10 protein-coding genes are annotated in these 14,016 nt (G+C 50.9%); 6 read left to right on the forward strand and 4 right to left on the reverse strand.

Going from position 1 to position 14,016, the window contains the following annotated elements:
• The first annotated feature begins 3 nt into the window (after positions 1-3).
• Both ssuC and ssuB read left to right on the forward strand, forming a co-directional pair.
• Positions 4-795 (forward strand): aliphatic sulfonate ABC transporter permease SsuC, encoded by a 792-nt coding sequence (ssuC, locus tag AB4H76_RS14630; RefSeq protein WP_000235203.1) that lies wholly within the window; start codon positions 4-6, stop codon positions 793-795.
• Entirely contained in the window at positions 792-1,559 is a 768-nt protein-coding gene (gene ssuB, locus AB4H76_RS14635; RefSeq protein WP_001090506.1) for an aliphatic sulfonates ABC transporter ATP-binding protein, read from the forward strand. The genes ssuC and ssuB overlap by 4 nt, the downstream gene beginning before the upstream one ends.
• A 42-nt stretch (positions 1,560-1,601) precedes the next feature.
• Here the strand turns inward: ssuB and pepN are convergent, their stop codons facing one another.
• Entirely contained in the window at positions 1,602-4,214 is a 2,613-nt protein-coding gene (gene pepN, locus AB4H76_RS14640; RefSeq protein WP_000193841.1) for an aminopeptidase N, read from the reverse strand.
• Between the two features lie 265 nt (positions 4,215-4,479).
• Here pepN and pncB point away from each other — a divergent pair, with 265 nt between their 5' ends.
• The 4 genes from pncB to aspC all read left to right on the forward strand — a co-directional run bounded on the left by pncB (position 4,480) and on the right by aspC (position 10,315).
• Positions 4,480-5,682: a nicotinate phosphoribosyltransferase gene (pncB, locus tag AB4H76_RS14645; protein ID WP_001297200.1), complete on the forward strand. Its 1,203-nt coding sequence runs from the start codon at positions 4,480-4,482 to the stop codon at positions 5,680-5,682.
• A gap of 168 nt (positions 5,683-5,850) precedes the next feature.
• Positions 5,851-7,251, forward strand: coding sequence for an asparagine--tRNA ligase (gene asnS, locus AB4H76_RS14650; protein WP_000117881.1), 1,401 nt, complete (start codon positions 5,851-5,853; stop codon positions 7,249-7,251).
• A 600-nt stretch (positions 7,252-7,851) separates the two neighbouring features.
• Positions 7,852-8,940, forward strand: a complete 1,089-nt coding sequence (gene ompF / locus AB4H76_RS14655; RefSeq protein ID WP_077492852.1) for a porin OmpF — start codon at positions 7,852-7,854, stop codon at positions 8,938-8,940.
• A gap of 184 nt (positions 8,941-9,124) precedes the next feature.
• Positions 9,125-10,315 (forward strand): aspartate transaminase, encoded by a 1,191-nt coding sequence (aspC, locus tag AB4H76_RS14660; protein ID WP_077492851.1) that lies wholly within the window; start codon positions 9,125-9,127, stop codon positions 10,313-10,315.
• A 221-nt stretch (positions 10,316-10,536) separates the two neighbouring features.
• Here the strand turns inward: aspC and gloC are convergent, their stop codons facing one another.
• From gloC to ldtD, 3 genes are all read right to left on the reverse strand, one after another.
• A complete protein-coding gene (gloC, locus tag AB4H76_RS14665; RefSeq protein ID WP_001109487.1) occupies positions 10,537-11,184 on the reverse strand; it encodes a hydroxyacylglutathione hydrolase GloC in 648 nt (215 codons plus the stop codon).
• 26 nt (positions 11,185-11,210) lie between these two features.
• Positions 11,211-11,759 (reverse strand): YcbK family protein, encoded by a 549-nt coding sequence (locus AB4H76_RS14670; RefSeq protein ID WP_001295932.1) that lies wholly within the window; start codon positions 11,757-11,759, stop codon positions 11,211-11,213.
• Positions 11,760-11,939: 180 nt separating this feature from the next.
• Positions 11,940-13,787 carry a L,D-transpeptidase gene (gene ldtD / locus AB4H76_RS14675; protein WP_420062600.1) on the reverse strand — a complete coding sequence of 616 codons (1,848 nt, stop codon included), beginning with the start codon at positions 13,785-13,787 and terminating at the stop codon, positions 11,940-11,942.
• Positions 13,788-14,016: the final 229 nt, after the last annotated feature.

Genomic DNA, 14,016 nt, shown 5'->3' on the forward strand with positions numbered 1-14,016 from the left:
ATAATGGCAACGCCAGTGAAGAAGTGGTTATTGCGCGTTGCCCCCTGGTTTTTACCGGTGGGCATCGTGGCGGTGTGGCAACTGGCCTCCTCGGTTGGCTGGCTGTCGACGCGTATTTTGCCTTCACCGGAAGGAGTGGTGACGGCGTTCTGGACGCTCTCCGCCAGCGGCGAACTGTGGCAGCATCTGGCGATCAGCTCCTGGCGGGCGCTGATTGGCTTTTCAATTGGCGGATCGCTGGGGTTGATTTTGGGACTGATTAGCGGGCTATCTCGCTGGGGAGAACGGCTGCTGGATACCTCAATTCAGATGTTGCGCAACGTGCCGCATCTGGCGCTGATCCCGCTGGTGATTTTGTGGTTTGGCATTGATGAATCCGCAAAAATCTTTCTGGTGGCGCTCGGTACGCTATTCCCCATTTATATCAACACCTGGCATGGCATCCGTAATATCGATCGCGGGTTGGTGGAGATGGCGCGTAGCTATGGATTATCCGGCATACCGCTGTTTATCCATGTGATCCTGCCTGGTGCCCTGCCCTCAATTATGGTCGGAGTGCGTTTTGCGTTGGGCCTGATGTGGCTGACGCTGATTGTTGCCGAAACCATTTCTGCCAATTCCGGCATTGGTTATCTGGCGATGAATGCGCGGGAGTTTTTGCAAACGGACGTGGTGGTAGTCGCTATTATTCTTTACGCCCTGCTCGGCAAACTGGCTGACGTCAGCGCGCAGCTGTTAGAGCGCCTCTGGTTGCGCTGGAACCCGGCTTATCATTTGAAGGAGGCCACGGTATGAATACTGCTCGTCTGAACCAGGGCACACCATTGTTGCTCAATGCAGTAAGCAAACATTACGCGGAAAATATCGTCCTGAACCAACTGGATTTACATATTCCGGCAGGTCAGTTTGTGGCGGTGGTGGGCCGCAGCGGTGGTGGCAAAAGTACCCTGCTGCGCCTGCTGGCAGGTCTGGAAACGCCAACCGCAGGCGATGTGTTAGCGGGCACCACACCGCTGGCTGAAATTCAGGAAGACACGCGAATGATGTTTCAGGATGCGCGTCTGCTACCGTGGAAATCGGTGATTGATAACGTTGGGTTAGGCCTTAAAGGCCAGTGGCGCGATGCCGCACGTCGAGCGTTGGCTGCGGTAGGACTGGAGAATCGCGCAGGGGAATGGCCTGCCGCACTTTCTGGCGGGCAGAAACAGCGAGTGGCGCTGGCAAGAGCGTTGATTCATCGACCGGGATTATTGTTGCTTGATGAACCGCTCGGGGCGCTGGACGCCTTAACGCGACTCGAGATGCAGGATTTGATTGTGTCACTTTGGCAGGAGCACGGCTTTACCGTACTGTTGGTGACGCATGATGTGAGCGAAGCGGTAGCGATGGCTGACCGGGTGCTGTTAATTGAAGAGGGAAAAATTGGTCTGGATTTGACAGTGGATATCCCCCGTCCGCGTCGATTAGGGTCGGTGCGATTAGCGGAGCTGGAAGCGGAGGTGTTGCAACGGGTGATGCAACGTGGTGAATCTGAAACTCGCCTGAGAAAACAGGGGTAAATTCCCCGAATGGCGGCGCTATTGCCGCCATTCGGTTATTTATCAAGCCAGTGCTTTAGTTATCTTCTCGTACAGATCGCCAGAGAGATTTTCCAGCCCTTTCAACTGTTCCAGCGCCGCGCGCATTTTCTCCTGACGTTTGGCATCGTAACGTTTCAGGCGAATCAGCGGTTCAATCAGACGTGAAGCCACCTGCGGGTTACGGCTGTTGAGGTCGGTAAGCATTTCCACCAGGAACAGGTAACCGCTGCCATCTTCGGCATGGAACGCTGCCGGATTGCTGCCCGCAAACGCGCCAATCAACGAACGAATACGGTTCGGGTTGCTCATGGTAAATGAGCGATGCTGCAACAGGCCGCGCACCGTCTCCAGCACATTCGCCGCCGGGCTGGTGGCTTGCAGGATAAACCATTTATCCATCACCAGACCGTTCTGATGCCACTTGTCGTCGTACTCCTGCATCAGCGCGTCACGGCAAGGCAGCTGTGCGGCAACCGCCGCAGAAAGCGCCGCCAGCGCATCAGTCATATTGTTTGCTTCGTGGAACTGCTTGCTCACCAGCACATCAGCCAGATGCGTTTCACCAAAAGCGAGGAAACGCAGGCAGGCATTACGCAGAGTGCGTTTTGCAATATCTTCATGCTCAACACGGTACTCGCTCTGGTAATTCGCGTTGTAAATAGCCAGTAGCTCATCCGCCAGTTCAGTCGCCAGAGTACGAGTGAGTGCTTCGCGTACTTCGGCAATAGCAATCGGGTCGATGATATCGAACAATTCAGCCATTTCATTGACAGAAGGCAGCGTCAGGATTTCTGCCGCCAGCGCTGGATCAATCTTCTCATCAAGCAGTACCGCGCGGAAAGCATCAGCCACATGCACCGGCAGAGACAGCGGCTGACCTTGCTGATGACGCGCGACGTTCAGCTTGATGTAGGTTGCCAGCAAACTTTGCGCCGCATCCCAGCGGGAGAAATCATTACGCGCATGACGCATCAGGAAGGTCAGTTGCTGATCGCTCCACTTATATTCCAGTTTCACTGGCGCAGAGAATTCGCACAGCAGCGCAGGCACCGGCTGGAAGTAGACATTATCAAAAACAAAGGTCTGTTCCGCCTGAGTGACGTTCAGCACGGAATTCACCGGATGACCGCCTTTCTGCAACGGGATCACTTTGCCTTCGTTATCATACAGTTCGATGGCAAACGGAATATGCAGCGGCTGTTTTTCTGCCTGATCCGGCGTAGCTGGCGTGCGCTGGCTGATGGTCAGGGTGTACTGCTCAGTTTCTGGATTGTAGTCGTCTTTGACGGTCACAATCGGTGTACCGGACTGGCTGTACCAACGGCGGAAATGGGAGAGATCGACATTCGACGCATCTTCCATCGCCTGCACAAAGTCGTCACAGGTCGCTGCACTACCATCATGACGCTCGAAATAAAGCTGCATCCCTTTCTGGAAGTTTTCTTCGCCAAGCAGGGTGTGGATCATGCGAATCACTTCCGCGCCCTTCTCGTAAACGGTCAGGGTGTAGAAGTTGTTCATCTCAATGACCATATCCGGGCGGATCGGGTGCGCCATCGGGCTGGCGTCTTCTGCAAACTGCAATCCGCGCATGGTGCGTACATTATTGATGCGGTTAACTGCGCGGGAACCAAGGTCAGAGCTGAACTCCTGATCGCGGAAGACGGTTAAACCTTCTTTCAGGCTGAGCTGGAACCAGTCGCGGCAGGTCACTCGGTTACCGGTCCAGTTATGGAAATATTCATGGCCGATAACGCGTTCAATATCGAGGTAATCTTTGTCGGTGGCGGTGTCGGTGCGGGCCAGCACATATTTGGAGTTAAAGATATTCAGACCCTTATTCTCCATTGCGCCCATATTGAAGAAATCCACCGCAACGATCATATAGATGTCGAGGTCATACTCCAGGCCAAAGCGTTCTTCATCCCATTTCATGGAGTTTTTCAGCGAGGTCATCGCCCACGGCGCGCGATCAAGGTTGCCGCGATCGACGTACAGCTCCAGTGCTACTTCGCGACCAGAACGCGTGGTAAAGGTATCGCGCAGTACATCAAAGTCGCCTGCCACCAGCGCAAACAGGTAGCACGGTTTCGGGAACGGGTCCTGCCACTGTACCCAATGGCGTCCGTTTTCCAGTTCGCCTTGCGCAACGCGGTTACCGTTGGAAAGCAGGAAGGGATATTTAATTTTATCGGCAATAATTTTGGTGGTAAAACGCGCCAGCACGTCCGGGCGGTCGAGATAATACGTAATATGGCGGAAACCTTCGGCTTCACACTGGGTGCAAAGCGCATCGCCTGACTGATAAAGCCCTTCCAGCGCCGTATTCGCCGCCGGGCTTATTTCATTAATGATCTTAAGCGTAAAACGCTCCGGCAAATTACTGATGACCAGTGCGCCCTCTTCTTCTTTCCAGGCGGTCCACGGCTCATCATTAATATGAACAGAAACCAGTTTGAGGTCTTCGCCGTTGAGACGAAGGGGAGCATCTGATGCACCATGACGGACAGCCTGGCTGACCGCGGTAACGACCGTCTTTTGCGCGTCGAGGTCAAAGGTCAAGTCAATATCAGTAATCTGGTAATCCGGCGCACGATAATCGTGACGGTATTTGGCTTGTGGCTGTTGAGTCATAAATAACCTTTAGCATCTTTTATAGAGTCTGGTGTTCAGTCTATTCCTGTTGCGTAAATCGCGCTATGCAGAATCTTCATCTTTTCAGGTACAAACGCCTTTATTGCTACATTTTTATAACATACACCGCGTAATGCCATCGACCAGAAAGGTGGCATATGGTGTGATCGGGGTTCAATAAATTGCGAAACAAGGTATACTCCAGCAGTTCCTGAAGATGTTTATTGTACTAAACGCTCCTGTACGAGGACGCTACTGCGCACCTATGACACAATTCGCTTCTCCTGTTCTGCACTCGTTGCTGGATACAGATGCTTATAAGTTGCATATGCAGCAAGCCGTGTTTCATCATTATTACGATGTGCATGTCGCGGCGGAGTTTCGTTGCCGAGGTGACGATCTGCTGGGTATTTATGCCGATGCTATTCGTGAACAGATTCAGGCGATGCAGCACCTGCGCCTGCAGGATGATGAATATCAGTGGCTTTCTGCCCTGCCTTTCTTTAAGGCCGACTATCTTAACTGGTTACGCGAGTTCCGCTTTAACCCGGAACAAGTCACCGTGTCCAACGATAATGGCAAGCTGGATATTCGTTTAAGCGGCCCGTGGCGTGAAGTCATCCTCTGGGAAGTTCCTTTGCTGGCGGTTATCAGTGAAATGGTACATCGCTATCGCTCACCGCAGGCCGACGTTGCGCAAGCCCTCGACACGCTGGAAAGCAAATTAGTCGACTTCTCGGCGTTAACCGCCGGTCTTGATATGTCGCGCTTCCATCTGATGGATTTTGGCACCCGTCGCCGTTTTTCTCGCGAAGTACAAGAAACCATCGTTAAGCGTCTGCAACAGGAATCCTGGTTTGTGGGCACCAGCAACTACGATCTGGCGCGTCGGCTTTCCCTCACGCCGATGGGAACACAGGCACACGAATGGTTCCAGGCACATCAGCAAATCAGCCCGGATCTAGCCAACAGCCAGCGAGCTGCACTTGCTGCCTGGCTGGAAGAGTATCCCGACCAACTTGGCATTGCATTAACCGACTGCATCACTATGGATGCTTTCCTGCGTGATTTCGGTGTCGAGTTCGCTAGTCGGTATCAAGGCCTGCGTCATGACTCTGGCGACCCGGTTGAATGGGGTGAAAAAGCCATTGCACATTATGAAAAGCTGGGAATTGATCCACAGAGTAAAACGCTGGTTTTCTCTGACAATCTGGATTTACGCAAAGCGGTTGAGCTATACCGCCACTTCTCTTCCCGCGTGCAATTAAGTTTTGGTATTGGGACTCGCCTGACCTGCGATATCCCCCAGGTAAAACCCCTGAATATTGTGATTAAGTTGGTAGAGTGTAACGGTAAACCGGTGGCGAAACTTTCTGACAGCCCTGGCAAAACTATCTGCCACGATAAAGCGTTTGTTCGGGCGCTGCGCAAAGCGTTCGACCTTCCGCATATTAAAAAAGCCAGTTAATATCATCAGGGAGCTAATCGGCTCCCTTTTTTTACCTTTAATTCCGAAATCTTTCGCTGCATTTGCGAATTCTGCTTGTCTGATTGCAGATGCCAGGTAACATAGGTATCCCCCCATTTACGGGTGGACAAGTGTTTATTTTTTCCGACTATTAACAGAGAGAATATTATGAGCGTTGTGCCTGTAGCCGACGTACTCCAGGGCCGCGTAGCCGTTGACAGCGAAGTCACCGTACGCGGATGGGTACGTACCCGCCGAGATTCAAAAGCTGGCATCTCCTTCCTCGCCGTTTATGACGGTTCCTGCTTTGATCCTGTACAGGCTGTCATCAATAATTCTCTGCCCAATTACAATGAAGACGTCCTGCGTCTGACCACCGGTTGCTCGGTCATTGTGACGGGTAAAGTCGTTGCGTCGCCGGGCCAGGGGCAACAATTTGAAATTCAGGCCAGCAAGGTTGAAGTTGCTGGTTGGGTTGAAGATCCAGACACTTACCCGATGGCGGCAAAACGCCACAGCATTGAGTATCTGCGTGAAGTCGCTCACCTGCGTCCGCGCACAAACCTGATTGGTGCCGTCGCGCGCGTTCGCCATACGCTGGCGCAGGCGCTGCATCGCTTCTTTAACGAGCAGGGATTCTTCTGGGTTTCAACGCCACTGATTACTGCGTCTGATACCGAAGGGGCTGGCGAAATGTTCCGCGTTTCTACGCTGGATCTGGAAAATCTGCCGCGTAACGATCAGGGCAAAGTGGATTTCGACAAAGACTTCTTTGGTAAAGAGTCTTTCCTGACCGTATCTGGCCAGTTGAACGGCGAAACCTACGCTTGCGCATTATCCAAAATTTATACCTTCGGCCCGACTTTCCGTGCTGAAAACTCCAACACCAGCCGTCACCTGGCGGAGTTCTGGATGCTGGAGCCGGAAGTGGCGTTTGCTAACCTGAACGATATCGCGGGTCTGGCTGAAGCCATGCTGAAATATGTCTTCAAAGCGGTTCTCGAAGAACGCGCAGACGACATGAAATTCTTCGCTGAACGCGTAGATAAAGATGCCGTTTCACGTCTGGAACGCTTCATTGAAGCCGATTTTGCGCAGGTGGATTACACCGACGCAGTGACCATTCTCGAAAACTGCGGCAGGAAGTTTGAAAACCCAGTTTACTGGGGCGTTGATCTCTCTTCTGAGCATGAGCGTTATCTGGCGGAAGAACACTTTAAAGCACCGGTAGTGGTTAAAAACTATCCGAAAGATATTAAAGCGTTCTATATGCGCCTTAACGAAGACGGTAAAACCGTTGCGGCTATGGACGTTCTGGCTCCGGGCATCGGTGAGATCATTGGTGGCTCCCAGCGTGAAGAGCGTCTGGACGTGCTGGACGAGCGTATGCTGGAAATGGGCCTGAACAAAGAAGATTACTGGTGGTATCGCGATCTGCGTCGCTACGGTACTGTTCCGCATTCCGGTTTCGGTCTTGGTTTTGAACGCCTGATTGCTTACGTAACTGGCGTGCAAAACGTGCGTGATGTGATTCCGTTCCCACGTACTCCGCGCAACGCCAGCTTCTGATTTTCTTCCTCAAAGAGCCAGCGCCTGCTGGCTCTTTTTTATCCTTTCTGTCAAGTTATCTGTTTGTTAAGTCAAGCAATCTATTTGCAACCCCGCCATAACGATCATCCTGTTACGGAATATTACATTGCAACATTTGCGCACAAAAAATAACCTGGATTCTTATTGCGGATTAGTTTTTTCTTAGCTGATAGCACAATTTTCATACTATTTTTTGGCATTCTGGATGTCTGAACGAGGATTTAGTGCCAGGTCGATAAAGTTTCCATCAGAAACAAAATTTCCGTTTAGTTAATTTAAATATAAGGAAATCATATAAATAGATAAAAATTGCTGTAAATATCATCACGCTTCTATGGAAATATGACGGTGTTCACAAAGTTCCTTAAATTTTACTTTTGGTTACATATTTTTTCTTTTTGAAACCAAATCTTTATCTTTGTAGCACTTTCACGGTAGCGAAACGTTAGTTTGAATGGAAAGATGCCTGCAGACACATAAAGACACCAAACTCTCATCAATAGTTCCGTAAATTTTTATTGACAGAACTTATTGACGGCAGTGGCAGGTGTCATAAAAAAACCATGAGGGTAATAAATAATGATGAAGCGCAATATTCTGGCAGTGATCGTCCCTGCTCTGTTAGTAGCAGGTACTGCAAACGCTGCAGAAATCTATAACAAAGATGGCAACAAAGTAGATCTGTACGGTAAAGCTGTCGGTCTGCATTATTTTTCTAAAGACAATGGTGTAAACAGTTACGGCGGAAACGGCGACAAAACTTATGCCCGTCTTGGTTTTAAAGGGGAAACACAAATCAATTCCGATCTGACCGGTTATGGTCAGTGGGAATATAACTTCCAGGGTAACAACTCTGAAGGCGCTGACGCTCAAACTGGTAACAAAACGCGTCTGGCATTCGCGGGTCTTAAATACGCTGACGTTGGTTCTTTCGATTACGGCCGTAACTACGGTGTGGTTTATGATGCACTGGGTTACACCGATATGCTGCCTGAGTTTGGCGGTGACACGGCATACAGCGATGACTTCTTCGTTGGTCGTGTTGGCGGCGTTGCTACCTATCGTAACTCCAACTTCTTTGGTCTGGTTGATGGCCTGAACTTCGCTGTTCAGTACCTGGGTAAAAACGAGCGTGACACTGCACGCCGCTCTAACGGCGACGGTGTTGGCGGTTCTATCAGCTACGAATACGAAGGCTTTGGTATCGTTGGTGCTTATGGTGCAGCTGACCGTACCAACCTGCAAGAAGCTCAACCTCTTGGCAACGGTAAAAAAGCTGAACAGTGGGCTACTGGTCTGAAGTACGACGCGAACAACATCTACCTGGCAGCGAACTACGGTGAAACCCGTAACGCTACGCCGATCACTAATAAATTTACAAACACCAGCGGCTTCGCCAACAAAACGCAAGACGTTCTGTTAGTTGCGCAATACCAGTTCGATTTCGGTCTGCGTCCGTCCATCGCTTACACCAAATCTAAAGCGAAAGACGTAGAAGGTATCGGTGATGTTGATCTGGTGAACTACTTTGAAGTGGGCGCAACCTACTACTTCAACAAAAACATGTCCACCTATGTTGACTACATCATCAACCAGATCGATTCTGACAACAAACTGGGCGTAGGTTCAGACGACACCGTTGCTGTGGGTATCGTTTACCAGTTCTAATAGCACACCTCTTTGTTAAATGCCGAAAAAACAGGACTTTGGTCCTGTTTTTTTTATACCTTCCAGAGCAATCTCACGTCTTGCAAAAACAGCCTGAGTTTTCATCAGTAATAGTTGGAATTTTGTAAATCTCCCGTTACCCTGATAGCGGACTTCCCTTCTGTAACCATAATGGAACCTCGTCATGTTTGAGAACATTACCGCCGCTCCTGCCGACCCGATTCTGGGCCTGGCCGATCTGTTTCGTGCCGATGAACGTCCCGGCAAAATTAACCTCGGGATTGGTGTCTATAAAGATGAGACGGGCAAAACCCCGGTACTGACCAGCGTGAAAAAGGCTGAACAGTATCTGCTCGAAAATGAAACCACCAAAAATTACCTCGGCATTGACGGCATCCCTGAATTTGGTCGCTGCACTCAGGAACTGCTGTTTGGTAAAGGTAGCGCCCTGATCAATGACAAACGTGCTCGCACGGCACAGACTCCGGGGGGCACTGGCGCACTACGCGTAGCTGCCGATTTCCTGGCAAAAAATACCAGCGTTAAGCGAGTGTGGGTGAGCAACCCAAGCTGGCCGAACCATAAGAGCGTCTTTAACTCTGCAGGTCTGGAAGTTCGTGAATACGCTTATTATGATGCGGAAAATCACACTCTTGACTTCGATGCACTGATTAACAGCCTGAATGAAGCTCAGGCTGGCGACGTAGTGCTGTTCCATGGCTGCTGCCATAACCCAACCGGTATCGACCCTACGCTGGAACAATGGCAGACACTGGCACAACTCTCCGTTGAGAAAGGCTGGTTACCGCTGTTTGACTTCGCTTACCAGGGTTTTGCCCGTGGTCTGGAAGAAGATGCTGAAGGACTGCGCGCTTTCGCGGTTATGCATAAAGAGCTGATTGTTGCCAGTTCCTACTCTAAAAACTTTGGCCTGTACAACGAGCGTGTTGGCGCTTGTACTCTGGTTGCTGCCGACAGTGAAACCGTTGATCGCGCATTCAGCCAAATGAAAGCGGCGATTCGCGCTAACTACTCTAACCCACCAGCACACGGCGCTTCTGTTGTTGCCACCATCCTGAGCAACGATGCGTTACGTGCGATTTGGGAACAAGAGCTGACTGATATGCGCCAGCGTATTCAGCGTATGCGTCAGTTGTTCGTCAATACGCTGCAGGAAAAAGGCGCAAACCGCGACTTCAGCTTTATCATCAAACAGAACGGCATGTTCTCCTTCAGTGGCCTGACAAAAGAACAAGTGCTGCGTCTGCGCGAAGAGTTTGGCGTATATGCGGTTGCTTCTGGTCGCGTAAATGTGGCCGGGATGACACCAGATAACATGGCTCCGCTGTGCGAAGCGATTGTGGCAGTGCTGTAAGCATTAAAAACAATGAAGCCCGCTGAAAAGCGGGCTGAGACTGATGACAAACGTAACATTGCCTGATGCGCTACGCTTATCAGGCCTACGCGTCCCCTGCAATATTTTGAATTTGCACGATTTTGTAGGCCGGATAAGGCGCTCGTGCCGCATCCGGCATAAACAAAGCGCACTTTGCCAGAAATCCAGGCCCGCATTAAAAGCGGGCTTTTTTATGTGCCTTACCAGACGGGCATTTCGTCTTGCAGGAAGGGATTATGCAGGCGTTCATAACCAAGTGTGGATAATGGTCCGTGACCCGGAATAAATGTCACGTCATCCCCCAGTGGCAGCAATTTATCTTTGATTGAAGAAATCAGTTGATTATGATCGCCACGCGGGAAGTCACTGCGCCCTACTCCGCCTTTGAAAATAACATCGCCAGAAATCAGCAGCTTTGCCCGATCATCAAAAAACACTACATGACCCGGCGTATGCCCAGGGCAATGTAACACCTGTAAAGTCACATTCCCTATGCTGATGGTATCGCCTTCGTTCAGCCAACGATCTGGCGTCAGCGGCTGGCACTCTTCCAGACCAAACATACGACTTTGCGCAGGCAAGCCTTGCAGCCAGAACTCATCTTCTTTTTCCGGGCCAAAAACTGGCACGCCGTAATGTTGCGCCAGTTCCGCCGCTGCGCCAACGTGGTCCAGATGACCATGCGTCAGCAGGATCTGCATCAGTGTCAGGCCGCTGTCATCAACTTCCTGTTTGATTTTTTCCGCATCGCCGCCAGGATCGACCAGTGCGGCCAGACGGGTTTGTTCACACCAGATTAATGAACAGTTCTGGGAGAATGCGGTGACCGGAATAATACGATAGTTCATACTGCCCCTGTTTCGTTAAGCGATTGCTACCAGTGCCGTGCTGGCCCGGTATCAATATGCACAAAGTTACTACGTGGGTAATATCCTACACCACCTGCGCGCATAGATAACGCGGCTTTGCGAATATTGCTTAACGCGATACCTTCAATATGGAAATCCATCGCCTGGCCTTTAGTGTGATAGCTTTTCTTCGCTACTCCACGGCTGCGGGCGCGTAGTTCATTGTTGGTATCAATAGAACGATAACCGGAAATGAGTTGCACCGGTTTGCGCGTGCCTAACAACCCTTGCAGGCGATACAACTGGTCGAATAATCCTGGGTCGATGGACTTTATTTTGTTCGCGCGGTAATCGCGGAAAAAATGGTTAAGTTTTGCCAATTCTTCCTGAATATAGCCTCTGCCATCGAAAAACTCCGCTTTGATTGACTCTCCGGTATGAAGATTATTGAGTGTCAAAATGCGCGGGCGTGGGGTAGAGAGTGTTGCAAACGCAGGGGTCGGCAGGATGGCGGCACCGAGTGCAACGCCACCAAGCGCCAGCAATTTGCGGCGATTAGCGTCGAATTTGTCCATGATAATCAAGTCTACAGGTCAATGTTATCGTTTATATGCACTTCTGGCGCACAAGAGGCACCTTAACCGCCCGTAAAGCAGACGTCAAGATGACTCAACCCCAGCAGTGACGGGGGCTGCAGAGAATCGCCCCCAATCATGCTAATTATTACGACAACTGATTTCCCCGAACTACTTCATTTACCTGATTAATTGTTCCGCTTTCGATACGATTTGCGAGCTGGATCGCGCAGGCAGATCATAATTGTAAATATCTGTACGATACTGGGTACGACCATCTGCACCAACAAAGGCCGTCAGGTAGTAGATATTCACCGGAATCGACTGCCGAATATTGACGTAACGTGTATCACCCTGCTTCAGCGCATCAGAAATACGTTTGTCATTCCAGCCTGCATCCTGCAACAGCATATTCGCCAGATCGGAAGCTTTATTCACTCGTACACAGCCTGAGCTCAATGCGCGTGTATCACGCTTGAACAGATTGTGGTTCGGCGTGTCATGCAAATAAATGGCCTCTGAACTCGGCATATTGAATTTATAGCGCCCCAGCGAGTTCCGTGGGCCTGGAGCCTGCTGGAAGCGGAACGGTAAATTCGAGGCCGTGATTGTAGACCAGTCAACCTGCCATGGGTCAATCGCTTCTCTGCTGTTCCAGCCGCGCATCACCGTATAGCCATGGCTTTCGAGATATCCCGGATCGTTGCGCACTTTTGGCAGAATATCTTTGCGTGCCAGAGTTGGAGGTACGTTCCACGGCGGGTTTACCACTACGTTGTTAAGGGCACTGCTCATCATCGGCGTTTTGCGATCGGGGCGACCGACAATGACTCGCGAATCCAGCACCTGATTGCCGTTCTGATAGTAGACCAGCGAATAGGCCGGAATGTTAACCATGATCCCGGTAGAAAGCTCTGTTGGCAGCAAGCGCAATCGCTGGATGTTGAGAGCCAACACGCCAGCACGCTGGGCGGGCGTTACGTTTAACCAGTCACGTGTTGCCGGGCCAATAGCACCATCTGCCCCCAATCCTTGCCATGCCTGAAAACGTTTAACGGCTTCCACCAGTTCATTATCGTAGGCGGCGCGAACGGCAGGCGCAGGTTTACTACGAGACGTCGTTTGCTTATCCATCGGCTTAGTTTCTGCTGTTTCAACAGTAACAGCGGATGGGCTGACTACCGCGTCAGTTGGCGTGTCATCGCCAGGTAGAGTAATTTTCGGCCCCCCGTCCAACATGCCTGTGCGTTGCAATATTTCGCGCAACGCCGGTACGTCGTTACTCCACTGCCCTGGGCGCAACGTTGCTTTGCCGGTCAGTTGGGGCCACGGTTTGGTGTCACAGAGTAAGGCCAGTAACGATTCATGCATCGCCGCATATTGCGGATGCTGCGGTGCCAGTCCTGCAACAAACGTAGGCAATTGACCTTTATCCAGCGCCAGCTGCCATTGGTTAATCACCGAGAGCGGCGGCGTTGCAAGTGCATAAGGTTTACTGCTATATAGCCAGCGAGTGCCTTTGACCGGAATATTTGCAATGAAATGGAGATAGCCCATCATCGCATCAGAGAGCACCACGTCGCGTGCCATCCCGTTAACACCAGGATCGGTCAGTAACTCTACCCATTTATTAAACTGCGGCTGGAAACCGGCAATCGCCACCTCTGCCAGCTGTTGCTGGAAGGCTTTAACAGCATCACGGTTTTCCCACATGGGTTGCATATCGCGTGCGGCATACAACAGTTGAAGCTGGTTAAGATAAACCGGCTTGTAACCTGCGGGTAATTGAGATTCGATTTGCGTGCGGGCTTTTTCTGCCGCACCTTCAGGCAATGGCTGGATCCCCGCCATTATTGCCGTGGCTTGCGCCTGCGGCAGTGCCTCGCCCTGTTCACTGACAGCCACCGGGCTGTCGCCAGGGATTACTTCAGGCTCATCGGCCTGCGCATTGAACAGTGGAGCGAATGTTACGGCCAGGCACAAACTGATTGCCGACAGCCGACGACCACACATCATATTAAGCAACATCCCTTGCCCCCTGTTTTTATCATACTCTGAATAGCCAGGCTGTTATTTTACGACTTGCCTGTACAACGCCAATACTCACGAAAGTATGACGAGCAAGCCTGTTACTCATCAGGCTTATCTTCAGTATATAAACGCCGATACGTTTTTACATAACCTAATGTAAAGAAGTTTAAAGAAAAGCGCGCCGTAATGTGCCACTTTTTTAGTGCAGAAACGGAGTTTTCGGAAA

Source organism: Escherichia sp. UTM R2 (assembly GCF_048593455.1).
In the GTDB taxonomy this organism is placed as follows: Bacteria; Pseudomonadota; Gammaproteobacteria; order Enterobacterales; family Enterobacteriaceae; genus Escherichia; species Escherichia coli.